Here is a 21,255-nt window from a genome sequence, read left to right on the forward strand (position 1 = left end):
TGAAGATTAATCTTCTATGTTTTTCATTTTTTTCAATCCAGCTTTTGTAAAAGCATTGTCTGCCTCATAGCCGTCTTCTCCTTCTAGAGCGATGTCTTTAAACTTATAGCTCAACATTTTATAATACAATTTTGCAGCAAGAAAATCTGATGATTTCTCTGATGGATTAGGACATAATTCAACGATGTCAAAACCTACCACGTTCTTCTCTGCAAAAACCATTTTTAAGAAATCTAATGTTTCATACCAGAAGAGCCCACCAGGTTCAGGCGTACCAGTAGATGGACATATCGATGGGTCAAAAGCATCTAAATCGATGGTAATAAATACATTTTCTGTAAGTGCTTCAGTAGCTTTTTCTTGCCAGTAGTCATCTTGTACCATTTCATGAGCAAAGAAGATTTTATCGTCGTCATTAATACCTACTTCTATGCTGTCCATAGAACGTATTCCTACCTGCACTAGATTTGTTTTTTGACTCGCTTCATATACGGCACAAGCATGATTACAAGTACTACCGTCGTATTCTTTTCTTAAGTCTGCATGAGCATCAATTTGTAATACACTCAAGTTTTCATACATATCGTTAAAAGCGCGTATACTTCCTATAGAAATAGAATGTTCTCCACCAAAAAGGGTTACAAACTTATTTTTCTTAATATACTTTTTAGTAGTTGCGTGCACGGCATCTACCATTGCTTCTGGCGAACTGTTCTCTGTAACAGCATCTGCAAGAAAGACTCCATGATGATACACTTCTGTATCAGTTTCAATATCGTATAATTCCATATTTGCACTGGCGTCTAGAAAGGCTTCTGGTCCTTTATCTGCGCCTTTTTGCCAGGTGCTTGTTCCATCATAAGGAACTGGAATTAAAACGATTGATGCATTATCGATTCCAGCATATTCATCTGGAATTCCTGCATAGTTTGAATTACTCATGTCTTGAAATTAAAAGTTTGTTTTAAAGTTAATCGATTTATATAAAATATTAATATCCTAATATATCTAGCATTTGTTCTGAGCTTTGTTGCTCTTTAAAAACTCTAGTTTGTATAGCTCCATTTTCATCACGGTCTATTAAAATATGTTTAGGAGCTGGTATTAAACAGTGTTGTATACCGCCATATCCACCTATTGTTTCTTGATAAGCTCCAGTATTAAAAAAGCCTATATAGAGTGGTTTATCTTTATGATATTTTGGTAAATAAATAGCATTAACATTTTGCTCACTGTTGTAATAGTCATCACTATCGCAAGTTAATCCACCTAGTAGTACACGCTCATATTCTTCATTCCAGCGGTTTAAGGCTAGCATAATAAAACGCTTGCTTATTGCCCATGAATCTGGTAGGGTTGTGATAAATGAACTATTGATCATGTTCCACTTTTCACGGTCGTTTTGTTGCTTTTGATACAACACTTTATAAATAGCTCCACCACTTTCACCTACTGTAAAAGAACCAAATTCTGTGAAAATATGGGGCACATCAACATCTGCCTCATCACATACTTGCTTTATTTGATTTACGATCTCATTGATCATGTACTCATAATCAAATTCAAATGCTAGTGAGTTTTTTATAGGGAAGCCACCACCTATATTAAGACTGTCTAGTGATGGACATATTTTCTTAAGGCTTATGTAGACTTTAAGGCATTTGTGTAATTCATTCCAGTAATATGCATTATCACGTATACCTGTATTAATGAAAAAGTGTAGCATCTTAAGCGACACTTGTTTGTTCTCTTGTATCTGATTTTTATAGAATGAGAGAATGTTTTTGTAACCTATTCCTAAACGGCTCGTGTAAAATTCAAACTTTGGTTCTTCTTCACTCGCTATTCTTATTCCTACTTTAAATTGCTTATATGTCGCATTTGTCAATAGGTCTAATTCTTCATAGTTATCTATGATAGGAATACAGTTTTTGTGGCCAGAGTTGATTAGGTCTGCGATATTGTCTATATATTTTTCGCGTTTAAAACCGTTACTAATGATATAGGTGTCGTCTTTAATTTTACCTTCAGCTTTTAGACTTTTTATAATATCTATATCAAAGGCACTACTGGTTTCTAAATGTATATCGTTAGTCAACGCCGTATCTAGCACATGTTTAAAGTGTGAACTTTTTGTACAATAGCAATAATGGTATTTTGCTTTGTAGTCCGCTTTTGCGAAAGCGTCATTAAACCACCTCTGTGCACGCTGTATATTATCAGATATCTTAGGTAAATAGGTGAACTTTAATGGTGATCCATATTGTTCTACCAGTTCCATCAGATCGATATCGTGAAAGTGTAAGGTCTTGTCTTCTAGTTTGAACTCCTCTGTTGGGAAGAAGTACGTTTGATCGATTAGATCAATGTATTTAGTATTCAATGGCTATAGGTTAAGTGTAGTTTTAAGTGAACTACAAGCTAAACAAAAAAACGTTAATAATAGAATGAAATGTGTTACCTAAATATTAAAATTGAATGGCGATAAGAAGGGACAATAATATTCCTTTTTTTGAAATAATTGCAAAAAAAATAGCGTTGCCTAAATATTTAGACAACGCTAGTGTTTACAAGTGATTGTAGCTTATATCATCTTTAAATTGATGATTTCTTGATCTGTTAAAGTACGATAATGCCCACGTGGAAGGTCTTTTTTAGTCAATCCACCTAGCACAACACGATCTAAAACTTTAATCTCATATTTAACGGCTTCAAAAAGAGCCTGTACGATATTGTCTTTTCCACTATGTATTTCTATTCCTACCTCATTATTGCGGCCATCCTCAACATAATTGATTTCTTTAACCTCAATAACTTCTCCATTAATAGCGATACCATTACGTAATTGCATTAAATCCTCGTGTTTAAAACTACGATCTAGGGCAACTTGATAAATCTTGCGCATTTCTAGATTAGGATTATTAAGTTTGTTAGCCATTTCTAAGTCATTAGTAAATAGCATTAAACCTACAGATTGTCTTCCTAGACGTCCTACATAATGTAAATTTGCCACACCAGCACTTTGCATCAGGTCTAACACAGTTTTACTAGCTCGTTCTCCTTTACGCGGTGCGATAAAACCTTTAGGTTTATTAAGTAGTAAATATTGTTTTTTATAAGGCTGTATATTTTGACCGTCGAATTTTACTTCATCAGTTAATTTAACACGATAACCCATTTCAGATACAGGTTTACCATTAACAGTTACACTACCAGCTTTAATGTATATATCTGCATCACGTCGACTGCATATTCCAGAGTTCGAAATATATTTATTCAATCGTATTGTTCCATCATCAGGCTTAGACTTAGAGCCTTCAGATTTTTTACGCATGATATATTCCTTCTTTGTTACTGGATTACCTGTACGCGATGTTCCTACTACTTGATTTTTACCACCTCGAGTTGTTGGTTTTCCGGTAGGTGCATTTCCTCTAGCTTGAGATTTTCCTCTATGGTCTGTGCTTCCAGCATTTCGTCTGTTGCCACCTTTTGAGCTAGAAGAATCTCTGCCGCCTTGGCGACCAGTTCCTTTTCCTCTTGCTCCATCATTACCTCTTCCCATGGTATTAAATTTTTTGCAAAGATAAGTTTTTAAAAATGTGATGGTGCAAAAAGAATTCTAAAGTATTTACTTCCTCAAATAGAATAATTTAGAGGAGTTACCCCATCACTTTAAAGTGTCATTTTTAATGATTAAATCATCGATTAATCTGTAATCTTTACAGTAGATTGTCGTTCCCGATTGATATGTAACTGCGTCACATCTGGTCTTGAGTAATGACCTACCGCGTCGAAGTTTTGTCGCTCTTCCAGAACTCGATTAAAATCTAGCGTTGCTGTGATGATTTCTTCTTTACCTATTTGAGGTTCGATTATCCATTCGCCATCGGGACCAGCGATACAACTACCGCCATTTGCTAAAATATTTGGAGATTTTTCTAAGATTAAATCGAGATGCGGTGTGTCTACTGGGAAGTCTTCTTTAAACATCATACTTGAAACAGACAGTACAAAAGTGCGTCCTTCACGAGCTATAAATCTGGTAATATCCTTAGTGTTATGGTCACTTCCTGGCCAGCAGGCTACATGTAGATTAGTTCCTTGTGCATACATGGCAGCACGTGGTAATGGCATCCAGTTTTCCCAGCAATTCAAACCACTTACCGTAAAGTCTTTTAATTTGTGAGTCACCAAACCATTTCCATCGCCGGGTGACCATGTCAAGCGCTCATCATAGGTAGGTTGTAATTTACGGTGTACACTTTCTATGCTTCCATTTTGGTTGATGTATACCATGCTGGCATATACACTATGACCACCACGATCTTGTGGACGCTCTATGATACCTAAATAAATGGCTATGGAGTTCGCTTTCGCGAAAGCGCATACCGCATCCAGCTCGCCGTCCTCGATACTTATGCTATTTAACACATAATGTCTGTGCAGTTCTTTCACCTCTTTTTTATTCCAAGTAGCGCCATCAGTTAGCGCAAGCCAGAATGGATAACCTGGCAATAATCCTTCTCCAAAAACAACTAATTCTGCATCTTGCTTCTTAGCCTCTTCTAGCGTGGAAAGTATTTTGTCTAATGTCGCTTTTTTATCTAGCCATACTGGAGAGATTTGAGCAAGTGCTACGTTGATGAGGTGTTGCATTACAAGAAATTTTGAAGTCGTTGGATGATGGCAGGCAAATCAATTAATAATATAGAAAGCACGCCACCTACAATGACTATTTTAAGTATAAAATGTATTAACAGATATTCTCTTTTACGTCGCGAGCTCCATAACAATGGTAAGCATACTAGTAAGGCACCGCCTATTAAGGCAAAGTAATAACGCATATATCCTATATTAAAATAGAGTATCAATGCTGTAATAGGTATAATAGTAAGCAATGTTAGTAAGGTGTAAAAACGCTTGCTTGCTTTTTCTCCTAATACTACTGGTATGGTATGGTAATTTTGAGCGAGATCACCTCTTAAGTTTTCGAGATCTTTAATGAGCTCGCGCATCGCAAGTATGAGAAATAAGAAACTACCATGTACAAATACTACTAGATATAAATTACGGTAATACATGAATAGCACAAAAAATGGAGTAATAGCCAGTAGGGCTGCAGTAAGATTACCAACAAAAAGGACTCGTTTAATTTTATGTGAGTAGAGCCACATGGCAAAAATATAAGCGGCAAAAAAGAGTCCTGCTCGCCACGATACGATGAGACCCAAGATAAACGCAACAGCATTAACCGTAAAATAAACCGTCCATAAGGTAGAGCGACTTACTTGATTTTCTAGCATGGTTTTTTGCGGTCTATTAATAAGGTCTTTTTCACGGTCATAAAAATTATTAATGATGTAGCCACCTGCTATAGCTGCGGCACTAGCCAGAATAATCAACCACAACTTATAATCCAGCACAATCTCCTTAACAGATAATTCTGGAGCGATAATAAAAACAGCCGCTAATAATTGCGCTATCGCTATTATAGCGATGTTATAAAGTCTTACTGTTGAAAAAAGACTCAACGCTTTAATGACTAGCGTTTTTATACTAGCCTTTGTACTCATGGTATATGTTTGCTCTTGATTCACAGGACTAAGTTAAGCAGTTTCTGTTTTTTAAATGATAATGGTATGTGAAATTGTAATGATCAGTTTATTTCAGAATCTTCTATTAATAAAATCTCATACATTGGATATAAAATTTTACTACTTAGCAATCAGTAGTCTGTATTTCAATAAGATTCCATTTTTTATTTTATGATCTCTTTAGGAAACTAATATGTTTATTGGGAACATGATGTTGAAAAGATGCATCAATTTTCAAACGAGATAAGCCGAAAATCGATAAAAGTAAGCATATTATAAACCGTGATGATATAAAAAATAGATAATCACACAAATGAAATTTTATGAAAAAGTATTTTAAATTTTCACCAATTTTATTTTTTGGACTTTGTCTTATTTTAAATTCGTGTAGTGAAGAAGATAATTCAAAAATAGAGGAAACCAGAATTACGAATCAATTTAGTATTCAAAAAAGTAGTCAGCAAAACTCCTTAATTTTTAGTTCATTTGACGCCGCAATGCAGGCCAAATTAAATGATAATCCAAAACTGACGAAGAATTATCTCAAATTTTTATTGATTTTTATGTGAATAATGGAGGAGAACTTGTTACTATGGAATCTTCACAAGAAAACATTGATAATTTGGATTTTGGTGAAGATTATTTTACTGTAAGTGATATAATCAATAATACATCGATACATTCAACATATACAGAGTATTTAAATGAGCTACAAAATTTATACAATAATTTAAATAATTATGATTTGAATTCTTCAGAGTTAGCAATTGTTCAAAGTAATATAATTTTTATGGAGGAATTTGTAAATTATTTGTATGATTATACTTTACAAAATACTAATTTCACAGCTAAATCAGATTGCAATGGATGGTGGTCTTGTTGGGGAAATTGTGTCGCTGGAACCATTTCTTGGGGATTAATAGGTGGTATGTCAGGTTGTGTTACATTAGGTAGCGCTGGTGTTTTAATAGGTGGAGCTGTGACTCTTATTACTGGTCCTGGTGCAGCAGCAGGTGCTTCAGCTGGTGGTATTGCTGGTTGTATAACTGGTGGTATTGCCGGAACGGTCATAGGAGCTTTTCATGGAGCATCGGAGGCTTGTGATTAATTTAAAATTGGAATTATGATTTTTATTAAATATCTTAAATATTTATTATGGGTTGGTTGGGTTTTAAGTCTATCATGCACACTACAATCATATATTTCTTTGAGTGATAATATCGAATATGTAGGTACAGACAAAAGCTGGAAATATGAATTTTCCCAAATAGCTTTTTGGGGTTTTCTTAGTATGTTCTTAATATCTAGTATATCAATAATATATTATTATCTCAGAGGAAAGAAGTTTCTTGACAAATCACTATCTTAAAACTGAGATATTATAAAAAAGTCCCATCACAATCGTGATGGGACTTTTAAATATTATTTAAATCCTTTTAAAAATTATAAACCACTTCCAGTTTGTAATCCTTTAAAGAAGCCTGCGCTTTTTCTAGGTCTTCTGTAAATCCTAAGATGTAGCCACCACCACCAGATCCACAAAGCTTCAAGTAGTAATCACCGGTATCCAGTCCTTTTTTCCACAAGCCGTGGAATTGTGCTGGTATCATAGGTTTAAAGTTGTCCAGTACGATATGTGATAATTTCTTTACGTTACCAAAAAGTCCTTTTACATCGCCACTTAAGAAATCCTCAACGCACATGTCTGTGTATTTCACAAACTTATCTTTCAACATACTACGGAAACCTTCTTGCTTCATGTTTTCCATAAAGATGTTTACCATAGGTGCTGTTTCTCCTACAATTCCACTATCAAGTAAAAAGACAGCGCCTTTTCCAGTAGTCGATTGTGATGGGATACCAGCTGGCTCAATATCTTCTTTACTATTAATAAGAATAGGTAAGCTCAGATAAGAATTTAAAGGATCAAGACCCGAACTCTTCCCATGGAAAAAGCTTTCGATTTTTCCGAATATATCTTTTAAAATCAGCAGTTTTTCTCGAGTTAAATTCTCAAGAACCGTGATTTTTTCAATCGCATATTTATCATAGATAGATGCCACAAGAGCACCGCTACTTCCTACACCATAACCTTGTGGTATACTAGAGTCAAAATACATTCCAGCAGCAACATCTGTTTTTAGAGTCTCAACATCAAATTTTGGGAAATCACTATCTTCTTTCATCAACTGCTCAATATGACCAGTAAGACGAGATAAATTGCCGTTTGATTTAATTTGTTCTTCGGTAGGATGGTCACTTATCTGAAGTGCGCCTTTATAGAAATTATAAGGAATAGAAAGACCTTTTGAATCTTTAATAATCCCATACTCACCGAAAAGTAAAATCTTTGAATAAAAAAGTGGTCCTTTCATAGCGTTAAAGTTAGCACTTTTTTGCACCTGTGCCTACTTGATCACAAATATAGTGACCATTTTGACAATATTGCGCTAATTTGCTGTTAATCAATCCTTGCACAGCTTCATTATTTTCATGTGGATAAAGCATGTGCACGTTAGCACCAGCATCTAGTGTAAAGCATACAGGTATGCCAGTTTCTTTTCTGAATGCCCATATTTCCTCGATAATCGACAGTGTTTTGGGTTTCATTAATATAAAATAGGGATGCGAGGTCATCATCATAGCATGTAATGTGAGCGCTTCACTTTCTGTAATTTTTATAAAAGTATCAAGGTCACCTTCCTGCAATGCTTTTTTAAGTGTGGAAAGGTTCTCATGGGCTTGTTCAAATCTCGCTTTCGCGAAAGCGTGTCCATTCATCAACTCGTGTCCTACGGTAGAACTTACCACTTTTTCACCTTTATCTACCAGTAAAATCGTGTCCTGAAAATCCTGAAAAACAGGATGTAAATAATTGCTTTTATCAATACCGAAGTATTGTGAACTGCCGTCAACCTCATCATGCGTTCCCCAAACTACAGCGCTACCTTTCAAGCTACGACAAGCACTTCCAGATCCCAATCGAGCCAGAAAGGATGCTTTATGAAAATCCATTTCCTGACCAGTAATCGTGCTCTCAAAATCCATCATACAAACTGACATCGCCGCCATACTACTCGCACTACTCGCAATTCCCGAACTATGCGGAAACGTATTGTGTGTATCAATATCAAAATGATAGTTTGCAATCCATGGGCAATAGTCAGCAATGCGCTTGAAATAAGCTTCAATTTTAGGAGCAAAATCTGGCTTGGGCTCACCATCATAAGAAATATTAAAACCGTGAGTTCCTTTCATAGCGGTTACGGTTGTAATGGTTCTACAAGCATTTAAAGTAAAACTTATCGACGGATTTGCAGGCAACTGCATGCCGTACTTACCCCAATATTTTACAAGCGCAATATTAGATGGCGCTTGCCATTTTGTAGATAAATGATCTATTAAAGTAAAATCGCCTTCTAACTTAAACTGAGTTTCCAATAGCCTTGAATTAAGCTACAAAGGTAAATATTTAAGAGCAGCCGTTGAACCTGTCATTCCGAATTTATTTCGGAATCTGCTAGTGATGACAATTAAAGTCATATTTGAACTTAAAAACAAGGATGGTTTTATAAATTCATCGTTCTAAACCAACAATTGCTCAAAAAATCCACCAATTTCTCTAGCTCTATCTACAAAGTGAATTTCTAGAATCCATTCTCTTTTATTTCCGTTTCCATCGGGTGCAAAAAGATTTTTGTCATTCTCGGGATGGATGTAGTTCAGTTTGTTTTCGCTTTCTAGATTCTCATGCGGGAAATGACCGATTAAATGCCCGGCGATAGGACCACCAAATTCCCAGCCATATTCCGTCGCTTTTTGAACGCAATAATCATAAAAAGCCGCACCGGTTAGATCAGTTTGTGAGAAGTAGTAATCTCTACATTCTTGCCAGGCGGTTTCTATGTCTTTTTTTAATTTTATTTTCAGTGGATCGGTTCCTATCACATAAGTACGTCCATAGTCTGCTTCCCATTCTTCCAGTATCGGACCGAAGTCTAGAAACACGATATCGTTCTCTTGAATCATCAAGTCTGGCGGATTCTCATCATAAGGATGCAAGGTGTTTGCTCCAGCTCTTACAATGCGTTTGTGCCAGTATTTTTTAATCCCGAAAAGCTCATCGGCAAGTTTAAAGACTGCGGTGTTGACCTCTTTTTCTGTTTTACCAGCTGCGATGATATTTCTGTTTTCTATTTCTTGAAACAGTTGTGCTGCTTTAGTTTCGGCAGCGATGAGGTTTTTTAAAACGTCGTTCATTTTTTAAAATACTTTTTGAATAAAAATGCGATGAATACAACCGTTAACCAGGTTGAACAACAATCTAGCAATAGATTCTTTAAATTCCAACCAGCATTAGGAATAGAATGGTCATCTAACCGGAATTCATAATAGTAGGTGAAAGGAAAGCCTATAGTAAACTCTTTACTTAAATCTATATCACCTAATGGAGAGTGAATATCATTGAACAATGTGAAAAATGAGATGCTGAAGAAAATCAACATAGAAAGTAATGTATAAAGTATTAGACTCTTAATCATTATTACTTTTTTGTGATTTTTACGACAATGCTACCAAATCTCATAGTCAAATTAAATGATCATGTGTAGTTCGATAAATAGCACAACTGACTGTAGACTAAAAGCCCAAGCGTTATATCACATTTTTTAATTCCTCAAAGTCCAATCCACCATAATTTCCACTGCTCATCATTAAAACCGCTGTATTATTAAAATCCTGACTGAATAACCATTTTTTAAAGTCGGTTGGATCTGTTTTTACAATGAGGTCATCTCTATCAAAAGACTCAAAAATTTGTTGCTCACTAATAGGTTCTAGTTTCTTAATCTCCACCGCATGCGGACTATAAAAAACCACGGCCACATCGGCTGCATCGAGTGTGTTTTTATACTGAACAAGAAACTCTGGATTTAAACTAGAATACGTATGTAGTTCTAGGCACGCGATAAGCTTGCGTTCTGAATATTGATTATGAACCGCTCTGGTGGTTGCTTGCACCTTGCTAGGTGAATGTGCAAAGTCTTTATAGATAACACAGTTTTCATTTTCCGTAATTTTTTCTAATCGTTTAGAAGCGCCTTTAAAAGAAGCGATAGCTTCATAAAAATCATCTTCATCGATACCCATATGCTGACATATCCATTTTGCACCAGCGAGATTAGAAAGATTATGTTTCCCAAAAATTTCAATAGGCATATCACCTTCTGGAGTTTCTAGGTAAGTCGTTCCATTAATGATGGAATGAGCAGGAATAGAGTAGGCGTGTTTACGAGTAGGTTTGGTCGCTGCCTCGGCAATCGTTTTTACGGCTTCATCGTCCTCGTTGTAAACAAGGATACTTCCATCTCGCATACATTCTACAAACTCTGAAAATTGACTTAAGTAATTTTCCCAAGTTGGAAATACATTAATGTGATCCCACGCAATTCCAGAGATCAGAGCAATATTAGGCTGGTATAAATGGAATTTAGGTCTGCGATCTATAGGACTTGATAAATACTCATCACCTTCTAGAATCATAAATTCATTATCATCAGTAAGATGCACCATGGTTTCAAAACCTTCTAATTGTGCGCCTACCATATAATCTACCTCACGATCGTGATAATGCATCACGTGCAGTATCATAGAAGTAATCGTTGTTTTTCCATGAGAACCACCTATAACAACACGTGTTTTATTTTTAGACTGCTCATATAAATACTCTGGATAGCTATATATTTTTAAACCTAGTTCTTGAGCCTTCAATAACTCAGGATTATCAGCTTTTGCATGCATGCCTAAAATGACCGCATCTAGGTCAGCATTAATGTTCTCTGAATTCCATCCCATTTGTTCCGGTAGTAAGCCATATTTGTCCAATCTGGATTTACTAGGTTCAAAAATGGTATCGTCACTACCAGTAACCTGGTAACCTTTATGATGTAACGCAAGAGCGAGATTGTGCATGGCACTGCCGCCTATTGCGATAAAATGTACGCGCATAATAAGTAACTTTATAAGACGTAAAGCTACTAATAAAAGGCTGGAATGACTAAGGAATGGAGTGCTTTATGAGCTTAATCACCTACTAGATCATGATCTTTCTTAAGTCTAGAGATTTCGTCTAACAAACTGGATTCTTTGTGAGCTGCATAGGCATCCTGTAATGTGATCAAAGCTTTGAGATACTCTTTAGTCTTTTTCTCATAAAGTGAAGCCAGTTTTTTATAAGTGGTAAGAGAACCGCCTATTTCTATGGCTTTTTTATAGCATTTCTCTGCCGCACGATATTCTTTATCATACTCTTCAATATAGCCTTGTGCCAGATGGCCATCCACAGGAGATATTTTTAAAAGCTCATCTGCATATTTGCGACTTGTTCTTAATGATCCACCTACAATTCCTGGTAACTCACAATATAATTGCACCAGTGCCCATCTAGCCTCTACATGATTAGCATCTAAATTAGCTGCTTTTTTAAGATGAAATTTAATATCGTCCAGGTAACCCAACGCCTCAAGTTTTGAGCTTTCTTTAGCGTGTAGGCCTAAAGTGCCACCATATAGAAAGTGGTAATCTGCATTAGTACTATCTAGATCTAATAATCTTTTATAGTATGGAAAGGCTTTTTTATAACGTTGAGCATGTGATTCAATATCGCCTAGTCTGCGCAATATTATAGGGTCTTTTTTGTTGTCTTGCAGTAAAGATTTATATATGGGCTTTGCTGCTTCATATTGCTCAGAGTTGAATAATGATTCCGCTTTCGCGAAAGCGTCCTGACTCCAACCCATTGCACTGCATAACAGTAAGATGATAAAAACTATTTTTTTCATGCTCTAAATTTATCAAAAAGTGAGCCAATGCCACCAATAGAGTTGTTAAAATGGATTTCCCTAATTCAAAAGGCTAATTCCCTCATTATAGATTGTAGAATGGTATGAACTATGTGTAGATTTATACAAGAATTAAAGAATTATGAGACCTAACCACTATATCACTGTTATTTTAATATTGTTTGCGATGCAACAAGGTATTGCACAAAATTTTTATATCGATAAATGGCGCGAGGTAGAACAATTTGAATTGCAAGATAGAATTGAAGATGCTACTCAAGTTGTAGATGAAATTTATAAATATGCAAGACGTAAAAAAGACCATGATCAATATATCAAGGTTTTCTTATTCAAATCAAAATACCAATTGATTAACGAGGAAGAAGCGCAGTATAAAATTATCGCTGAGCTGGATAAAATGATTGAAAAAGCTCAATTCCCTAATAAGAATATTTATAACGGAATAAGAGCTAAATTATTAGATGATTATGCTCGCGCAAATCAATGGAGAATCAGAGAAAGGACCGCAGTTGAGAATGATGATGTAGATTTCAAAACCTGGGATGCAACACGTTTTTATAGCGAGATTAATAACAGCTATCAGGCTTCTCTAGATCAGTCAGATAAATTAGTTGAGATTCCGCTCAGTGATTACAGCGCTATCATAGGTCCCATGGCGCCAGCTCGTTTTTTGAGACCTAGCTTACTGGACATATTATCGCACCAGGCTTTAAACTTTTATAAAAGCGGCTATTTCAACCTTACAAAACCCAAAGAAGAGTTTATAATAACTAAAGAAAATGCTTTTCTCAACACAGCACATTTATTGAAGTTAAAAAGACCAGCTGGAGACACCGTTTTTTCAAAATATGATGTGATGCAGCAGTATGCACATCTAGAAGCAATGCATTTAAAATCAAACAATGACGCTGCTTTTATACATGTCATTACAGATCGATTATGGTATGCACAAAATCAGCTAGGAAATTATCAGGTTTATGAAGATTATGAAAAACAATTGCAAAGTATAATAATGTCTTATAATGCTAATCCAGCCGTTACTGAGGCTTATTATTATCTAGCTCTATATCATCAAAACTTAAGTAATCAGGTCAGTACAGAACAGCAACTTGATCATAGACAGCAAGCTATTCAATTAGTTAATAAAGCGATTGATTTATATCCTAAATCCTATGGAGCGGCGTTGTGCAAGCAATTGAACAATCAGATATATCAATCGAGCATCAATGTTCAGGTTGAAGATTTAATTATTCCCAACAGGCCACATCGTGGAGTAGTAAATTATAGAAATGTAGAACAAATTGATTTATACTACATCAAAGTCTCTTTGGATGAAGATTTGAGAGATTTAAGATTTGCAGACAGTTTATATCAACAGTTTATCGATAAAGCAATTGATTCTCAAAATTTAGCTCATAAAGAATCTATTCAACTACCTAAAGGCGATGATACTTTTAACCACACCTATGAATATGTTGCACCAGCCATTGAAAAAGGTCGTTATGTGATTATGGCAAAAGCAGGTAAAGCTGATGAAGTGAAATACGCACATACTTTTATAACAGTGACTAATCTGACTTTATTTAAAAAAGATAGCGAACTAGGAACAGCATTACTTGTAAAAGATAGAACTACCGGTAAAACAATGAGTAATGTAGATGTTCAAATTTCTTATAACAGAACTGTTAAGCGTTTTAAGACGGATAAATACGGTATGCTTGATTATGATATTAAAGACCTGAGAGGTAATCAAAATGTAATCATTAGTAAAAATGGCGATAGTTTAAAGACTCAATATTATTCTTACCCTAGGGATAGAAATAGGAATAAAATCGAGCATTACGACCTCAATGTAAAAACCTTCATTTATCTAGACCGAGCCATATATAGACCAGGTCAAACGGTTTATTTCAAAGCGATTGTATTACAGAAAAAAGAAAACGAAGAACAATCTGGTATTGTATCTAATGAGCTTCTAGAAATCTATGTCGAAGATGTAAATGGGACAGAGGTTTATAGAACTAAGTTAAAGTCTAATGAGTTTGGTAGTATTCATGGATCTTTTGAGATTCCTCAAGATGTACTTACTGGAGAGTTTACTCTATATATTGACGAGCCAGATGAAGAAACGACATTTTATAAAACGGTAGATGATTGGGAAGATGGTGAAATCAACTTTAAAGTAGAGGAATATAAACGTCCCACTTTTGAAGTAGATTTTGATGAAATCACTGAAACTTACAAGTTGGGTGATAGTGTAACGGTTTCTGGATTTGGGAAAGCCTTTTTGGGTAGTAATATAACTAATGCAATAGTAACCTATAAAGTGATAAGAAGCTATAATTATGCAAGATGGCGCAGTGGTTATTATGGCAATAGTGAAAAAGTAATTCTACAAGGAGATACGACCACAAACGATAAAGGTGTATTTGAAATAAAATTCCTAGCAGACAACGATAAAGAGGCAGATCCTAAATTTAAACCTATTTACAGTTATAAAATAGAAGCTGAAGTAACTGATGTAAATGGAGAAACGAGAACGACTACTACCAGAATGAGAGTAGGAACTAACGCTATTCAAATTGCATCTCAGTTACCCTATCAATTTACAACAGAATCAAACACTTTAAAAGTAGGCGTTAAAAACTTGAACGGTCAGTTTGTCAATGGGAAACTTATCGTAGAAATGCGCAAGCAACCGCAAGCATCTCATGTTATAATTGCTTCAGGATTACCGCAAGCCGAGTTTCAAGAAGTAGATGATAAGACCTACCGCAACACATTCCCATATGCCGAATTAAGAAAAGACGAAATTGAAACCGACTGGGAAAAAGCACCTATCATATTTAGAAAAGAGCTCACTACAGATTCGTTAACAACTGTAGAGCTTCCAATAACAGAGAACTGGGATAATGGTGCTTATTATGTTTATATAAGAGCTGTGGAATTGGGACAAAATTTTGATAATGAAGATGATGTAATAGATTCTAGAGTAGAAAAAAGTCTTTGGGCAAATCTAGATCTACCATTACAGCCTCAACTTATTTCTAGTTACGGTGAGTTCACTAAAGAGGCCGCAGTATTCAACATGTATACTTCTATGGATGGAGTTTATGCAACACTATCTGTTTGGACAGATCAAGAAATGGTGGAAGAAAAACTCATTTTCCTTAAAAAAGGAAAAACAGAATTAAAATATCCATGGTCTCAAATTAACGGAAAACAAATAAGTATTCAATTACAAGTTCAAAAAGAAAATGGATTTGAACAAACTAATACGTCTACAGTAGAAAAACCAATAGATCCAATAGCTCAATATCAAATCAAAACACAAAGCTTTAGAAATAAATTACAACCTGGCAGTGAAGAAACTTGGTCATTTAGCATAAAAGATGATAATCAAATTCCTATGCAAGCTGAGGTGCTAGCGAGTATGTATGATAAGAGTCTGGATGAGTTTGCAACGGCAAATTGGAATGCGCCGTTTATTAGAAATAATCAGTATTCTTTTTCTCCTAGTCTTTATCAAAACACTTCTTATAATAGATCTCAATCACTCTATGTTCAGTTTCCTAGAGCTAGTTTTAATACTTCTCTTGCCTATGATCAGATTTATTATTTTGATTTATCATTTAATAATAGGAACTATAACGCGAGCTATAAAAACTCCTTGCTCAATAAGATAATAGAAGCTGGAGAAGAAAAAGGTTTTGTAACAGGTAAAATTACTGATATAAATGGCAATCCATTATATGGAACTTTAGTTGTTGTTAAAGGCACAAAAATTGGCGCGCTAGTTGGAGCAAATGGACTTTACAAAATAAAAGCCAACATTAATGATGTACTAGTTTTTAACCATGAGTTTCACAAACCTGTAGAAATTAAAATTAAAAAAGCAGGAATTATTAATGCCGTTTTAGCTGCTGATTTAAACAGCTCGAGTGATTATATCAATAATGATGTTTTCTTCACTATAAATAGAAGCAGTCGCGGTTATGGTTATTTCAACGACTTCAATTATTACAGAGGAAATGCTTACACTAAAACTAAGATAGGTGCTGACGGTATGATTGCTATCATTGATTCTAATGCCATTGCTTATGATACTTTGTCAAACGGAAAACTTATAGCTAGAGCATTGCCTGGTGACATCATATTTGCCGAAAACGAAGATTATTTAAGGACTAACTTCACTGGAGCCGATAAAAGAGAATTTAGAGATAGTGATATTAACAATGAGAGTTCAAGAGTATATAGTTCTTATCGAGGAAGAAAAAAATATCCAAATGATAGACCTTACGCAAGCCTAACCCAAACTCTCCAAGGTCAAGTTCCAGGTCTTGAAGTTCAAGAAATGGCAACTTCGGCTGGCGCAAATGCCTTGGTCCAAATTAGAGGAGCAGCTTTATCAAACGGAAATAACAAACCATTAATTATAGTTGATGGAGTACCAGTAGATGAAGATTTTTTTAGTGGATTGAATCCTAATGATATTTTTGAAACTGCCATATTAAAAGATGCTGCAGCATCTTCTATTTATGGTAATCGTGGTGCAAATGGAGTCATCATCATCTCTACTAAAGAAGGCGTAACTACAAATGATTTAGTACTACGAGAAATGAATCTCAATAATGTTCAAGCTCGTAAAAACCTCCAAGAAACCGTTTTCTTCTTACCAGAATTACGCACTGACGAAAATGGAAATCTTAAATTCTCGTTCACTTCACCAGAGGCATTGACCCAATGGAAATTGCGACTGCTAGCGCACGATAAAAAAGGGAAAACAGCACAATTAGAACAACTGGTGGTGACTCAAAAAGAGCTGAGTATTATTCCTAATGCGCCTCGTTTTCTAAGAGAAACAGACACGATTCGGTTTTCTACTAAAATCGCCAACCTGTCTGACGCTGCTATGGATGGAACGGCAAGATTACAACTCTTTGACGCCATGACTATGAAAGCGATTGATGCAGAGTTAGGTAATGTTAATAACACTAGAGATTTTACCTTAGAAAAAGGTGGCAATACCTCTGTAAACTGGACATTTAGAATTCCGCTAGGGACGCAAGCGGTTACTTATCGCGTTGTAGCGGCTGCAGGAAACTTTTCTGATGGCGAGGAGAATACCTTGCCAGTTCTTTCTAATCGCATGCTAGTCAGTGAGTCGAGAGCGCTTTGGGTACGTGCTGGCGAAACGCAAACTGCTGTTATGGATAATTTGCTCAACAGCGATTCTGGAACTATGGCGCATCATCAAATGGTGTTTGAGTACACATCAAATCCGTCGTGGTATGCGATTAAATCATTGCCTTATTTGATGGAATATGAGCATGATTGTGCAGAACAAACTTTTTCTCGCTACTATGCAAACGCTATGGCACATCACATTTTAACGAGTAATCCTAAGGTGAAAACGGTGTTTGACAGTTGGGCACAAAACGGCACCAATGTAAGTGCACTTGAGAAAAATGAGGAGTTAAAAACAGTGATGTTATCGCACACGCCATGGCTGCGTGATGCACAAAGTGAAGCGCAAAAACAACAGCGACTCGCCACATTATTTGACCTGGCCGAAACTGCCAAACAGAAAAAGAAAACACTCGCAAAGTTAGAAAAGCTACAGGGCGATTCTGGTGGTTTCCCATGGTTTAAAGGTGGATATACTAATGAGTATATCACGCGTCACATAGCCGCTGGATTGGGTCACATGAAAAAATTAGGTATTAAAAATGATGACACGCCACAAACCGATCGCATGTATCAAAATGCGATGGATGCACTGGATACGGAATGGAAAAAAAGATTCAATCGCTATCTAGAAAACCATAAAACACTCCAAGATTATAGTTTTGGAAACGCTTATTGGCATTATCAATATGCGAGAAGTTTTGATATCTCTAAGTCTGGAAAAGTTGATGAATTGTTGCAGGATGCTGTAGGGTACGCTTTCGCGAAAGCGGAAAAATCATATTCCTCACAGCCACTATATACTAAGTTGCTTATGGCCATCACTCTGCACCGCAATGGTAAGACCAAACTAGCCAGCGCCATCATGGAAGGATTGAAACAAACCGCCGTTAAAAGCGATGAAAATGGAATGTACTGGAAAGAAAATCAAAACAGTTGGTACTGGTACAGTAGCGATATCGAGACACAAGCTCTTGCCATAGAAGCATTTCAAGAAGTCGCTGCAGACTTAAAAAGCGTCGAAGAACTCAAAATATGGTTACTTAAAAATAAAAGAACCAACCAGTGGAAATCCACAAAAGCAACTGCCGATGCTACTTATGCTTTATTACTGCAAGGTGGAAAGTGGCTGGACGTTCAAGAAAATAATAAAATCACATGGGGAAATAAACCATTGCCAGTAGATAAGATGAAAGCAGTAGAGAAAGAGGCTGGAACGGGTTACTTTAAAATCACCATGAATGCGCCTGAGGTTTATAAGGAACTGGCAACGGTAACGGTGAAAAACAAAAGTGATGTAACAGGCTATGGTGCGCTGTACTGGCAGTATTTTGAAGATTTAGATAAGATTAAAGTTGATGATGACTTACCACTTTCTGTAAAGAAAAAACTATTCAAAAAAGTAATGACCGATAGTGGAGAGAAGCTAGAGGAAATAACTAGTGAAGATCCTTTAAAAATAGGCGATTTAATCACAATCAGATTGATCATAAAAACAAATGCAGATATGGATTTTGTCCATTTAAAAGACATACGTGCGAGTGGTTTTGAACCTGTAGATGTGATTTCAAAGTATAAATGGCAAGATGGATTAGGCTATTATCAAAGCACTAAAGATATAGCGACACATTTCTTCTTTGATCAGATGAATAAAGGAACTTATGTTTTTGAATACGACGTACGAGCCAACAATGCAGGACAATTTTCTAACGGTATCACACAACTAGAATGTATGTATGCTCCAGAATTTTCAAGTCACAGTGAGGGAATGAGAGTGAAGATTGAGGAATGATCTAAAAAATAAAATGAAAAATAAATTAAAAATCAGTTAGTAATTTAAATGTCAGTTTGAGAACAGTATTAGAGCTCTAGGAATTGATACAAACTACAATGTAAAGGTCTTGGGAAATCTGTCGTAAAAAATGAAGATAGGTATAGAGTTAAGAAGAAAAGAAAAGCTGAATTTATATTGTTAAATAAATGATACTTTCAGTTGCGTTCTGTTTAAAAGCTAGAATCTTGGTTTTTTCTTTAGCGAGCTTATTGAAATTTTTAGGCAGGTGTCTCACAGTCTAGATTTTTTTGGTTCGTTTTTTCAGTAATGGCAAAAATGAACAAAGTCAATTAAATGATAAAAACAATTTTAGCTCACAGCTCACTAAACCACATCTTCATCTAGTCTCATAGGTTCAGTTGTAATAGGGCTTATGGTAGGGTAGTAGTTGCGTTTGTAATGCTCACGCTCGTCTTCGCCTAGTTTTTTGATGACTTGATTACCTAGATCTTTGGTGACAAGTACTTCTTCTTGATTAGGGAAATGAGGGAATTTTACTTTCCAACCTAGGATTTTTTGTGATTTACGTTTGATATACTCATTTGGAGTGAATTGTTCATGATAAGCATGAATAAATTCGTGTCCTAGTAATGAGGCGCTTGAAACTCTGCCGGTATTATGTTTAGACCATGGTTTTCTCAAATTTTTACGAAACATAGCACCATCGGTATCAAAAAAAGTTATGGTGTCAGTCGATGGATTGTAGGTGTTTTTTTCTCCATCCTTTATGGTAATGCTTTTCCCATGACGTTGTATAAACTCTTCTAATATATTAACGGTCGTACCATCTTTGAACTCTAGTTCTAGAGCTTTAGTTTCATAGAGAAAGTCTAAGGTGATCATGCAATTATTATAAAATAACGTTGCATTTGTGTCTGGTTGCCTATTTGGGTAATAATGATATGGTGAAGTGTGCCACTGCTTTCCATCGTGCCATAAAATTTTAATATTGCTTTCTAACATGATACTCATAAATGCTTTGTATTATTTCCCGTATTTACGGATAGCTTCCTTGATACGTTCTACACGATTCTCTGGATCTGGATGCGTGCTTTGGAACTCTGGTGCACGATTGGGTCCAGCAGCATTTTTTAAAATTTCCATGACACCTATCATTTCATAAGGGTCATAACCGGCGTCAATCATCATTTTAACACCTAGATCATCACTTTGTAATTCGTCATCACGTCCATATTTCATGGTCAACATTTGAGCAATAGACGCTGCGGCCTCGCCGCCGCCATCTGTCCCGACACTCACACCGGTGATAACGCCTTGTGCCAGACCTTGCTGGCTCATACGCTCTGCACTATGTCTTGCAATGACATGACCTATCTCATGTCCCATAACACCAGCAAGTTGATCTTCATTTTCTAGTTGACTATAAAGGGCTGCAGTAATGAAACACTGTCCGCCAGGTAATGCAAAAGCGTTTATCGTTCTATCGTCTGCAAGGAGATGAAAGTCGTATTGGTATTCTGTATTTTTACCTACACTGCTGTTGACTAGCTTATTTCCTACGCGATCTAATTGAGCTTGCGCATTTTGATCTGGATGTAAACCTCCATATTCTTGAATCATGCTAGGTGCAGCACTTAATCCCATAGCAATTTCTTGATCTGTAGTTAAGTCTACATATTGAGTTTCACCAGTGTAGTGATTAGTCTCTGCACTAGAGCAGTATTTAAGTATGGCAAAAGCGACTATTGCTAGTCCTATAAATAATCTGATTTTTCCTGATCCGCCTCTCATGATGGTTGAATTTTAATAAGCCTAA

Annotated in this window: 15 protein-coding genes; 2 read left to right on the forward strand and 13 right to left on the reverse strand. The window is 35.9% G+C overall.

All coding sequences use genetic code 11. From position 1 onward, the window contains the following. Positions 1 to 6: 6 nt before the first annotated feature. The 5 genes from speB to BST92_RS07905 all read right to left on the reverse strand — a co-directional run bounded on the left by speB (position 7) and on the right by BST92_RS07905 (position 5,600). On the reverse strand, positions 7 to 942 hold the full coding sequence (gene speB, locus BST92_RS07885; protein ID WP_105070958.1) for an agmatinase: 936 nt from the start codon (positions 940 to 942) through the stop codon (positions 7 to 9). Between the two features lie 49 nt (positions 943 to 991). Continuing rightward, positions 992 to 2,383 (reverse strand): type III PLP-dependent enzyme domain-containing protein, encoded by a 1,392-nt coding sequence (locus BST92_RS07890; protein WP_105070959.1) that lies wholly within the window; start codon positions 2,381 to 2,383, stop codon positions 992 to 994. Between the two features lie 201 nt (positions 2,384 to 2,584). Further along, on the reverse strand, positions 2,585 to 3,565 hold the full coding sequence (locus BST92_RS07895) for a pseudouridine synthase (RefSeq protein WP_105070960.1): 981 nt from the start codon (positions 3,563 to 3,565) through the stop codon (positions 2,585 to 2,587). A 143-nt stretch (positions 3,566 to 3,708) separates the two neighbouring features. Beyond that, a complete protein-coding gene (locus BST92_RS07900; protein ID WP_105070961.1) occupies positions 3,709 to 4,659 on the reverse strand; it encodes a carbon-nitrogen hydrolase family protein in 951 nt (316 codons plus the stop codon). Next, positions 4,659 to 5,600: a geranylgeranylglycerol-phosphate geranylgeranyltransferase gene (locus BST92_RS07905; RefSeq protein WP_245910886.1), complete on the reverse strand. Its 942-nt coding sequence runs from the start codon at positions 5,598 to 5,600 to the stop codon at positions 4,659 to 4,661. The genes BST92_RS07900 and BST92_RS07905 overlap by 1 nt, the downstream gene beginning before the upstream one ends. Positions 5,601 to 6,189: 589 nt before the next feature. Between BST92_RS07905 and BST92_RS15145 the strand changes: the two genes are divergently transcribed. Continuing rightward, on the forward strand, positions 6,190 to 6,705 hold the full coding sequence (locus tag BST92_RS15145; RefSeq protein ID WP_211292464.1) for a hypothetical protein: 516 nt from the start codon (positions 6,190 to 6,192) through the stop codon (positions 6,703 to 6,705). A 328-nt stretch (positions 6,706 to 7,033) separates the two neighbouring features. On the opposite strand, the gene BST92_RS07925 is transcribed toward BST92_RS15145, so the two are convergent. The 6 genes from BST92_RS07925 to BST92_RS07950 form a co-directional block, all read right to left on the reverse strand. Next, positions 7,034 to 7,972 carry a mevalonate kinase family protein gene (locus BST92_RS07925; protein WP_105072226.1) on the reverse strand — a complete coding sequence of 313 codons (939 nt, stop codon included), beginning with the start codon at positions 7,970 to 7,972 and terminating at the stop codon, positions 7,034 to 7,036. Positions 7,973 to 7,982: 10 nt separating this feature from the next. Continuing rightward, complete coding sequence (locus BST92_RS07930) at positions 7,983 to 9,038, reverse strand: diphosphomevalonate decarboxylase (RefSeq protein WP_105070964.1); 1,056 nt, start codon at positions 9,036 to 9,038, stop codon at positions 7,983 to 7,985. A gap of 144 nt (positions 9,039 to 9,182) precedes the next feature. Then, entirely contained in the window at positions 9,183 to 9,857 is a 675-nt protein-coding gene (locus tag BST92_RS07935) for a M24 family metallopeptidase (protein ID WP_105070965.1), read from the reverse strand. After that, positions 9,854 to 10,138: a hypothetical protein gene (locus BST92_RS07940; protein ID WP_146105123.1), complete on the reverse strand. Its 285-nt coding sequence runs from the start codon at positions 10,136 to 10,138 to the stop codon at positions 9,854 to 9,856. Before BST92_RS07940 ends, BST92_RS07935 begins: the two co-directional genes overlap by 4 nt. A gap of 112 nt (positions 10,139 to 10,250) precedes the next feature. Further along, the gene (locus tag BST92_RS07945; RefSeq protein WP_105070967.1) at positions 10,251 to 11,603 is read right to left on the reverse strand and encodes a UDP-N-acetylmuramate--L-alanine ligase; all 1,353 of its coding nucleotides are present in this window, start codon (positions 11,601 to 11,603) and stop codon (positions 10,251 to 10,253) included. Positions 11,604 to 11,677: 74 nt separating this feature from the next. Further along, entirely contained in the window at positions 11,678 to 12,436 is a 759-nt protein-coding gene (locus BST92_RS07950; RefSeq protein ID WP_105070968.1) for a tetratricopeptide repeat protein, read from the reverse strand. 142 nt (positions 12,437 to 12,578) lie between these two features. Between BST92_RS07950 and BST92_RS07955 the strand changes: the two genes are divergently transcribed. Then, positions 12,579 to 19,436: an alpha-2-macroglobulin family protein gene (locus BST92_RS07955; RefSeq protein WP_105070969.1), complete on the forward strand. Its 6,858-nt coding sequence runs from the start codon at positions 12,579 to 12,581 to the stop codon at positions 19,434 to 19,436. Positions 19,437 to 19,802: 366 nt separating this feature from the next. Here BST92_RS07955 and BST92_RS07960 read toward each other — a convergent pair whose 3' ends face one another. Together BST92_RS07960 and BST92_RS07965 are read right to left on the reverse strand one after the other, a co-directional pair. Further along, on the reverse strand, positions 19,803 to 20,450 hold the full coding sequence (locus tag BST92_RS07960) for a hypothetical protein (protein ID WP_146105124.1): 648 nt from the start codon (positions 20,448 to 20,450) through the stop codon (positions 19,803 to 19,805). Positions 20,451 to 20,462: 12 nt separating this feature from the next. Beyond that, positions 20,463 to 21,230, reverse strand: a complete 768-nt coding sequence (locus tag BST92_RS07965; RefSeq protein ID WP_105070971.1) for a M48 family metalloprotease — start codon at positions 21,228 to 21,230, stop codon at positions 20,463 to 20,465. Positions 21,231 to 21,255 lie beyond the last annotated feature (25 nt).

It is taken from the genome of Nonlabens arenilitoris (assembly GCF_002954765.1).
GTDB classification, from domain to species: domain Bacteria; phylum Bacteroidota; class Bacteroidia; order Flavobacteriales; family Flavobacteriaceae; genus Nonlabens; species Nonlabens arenilitoris.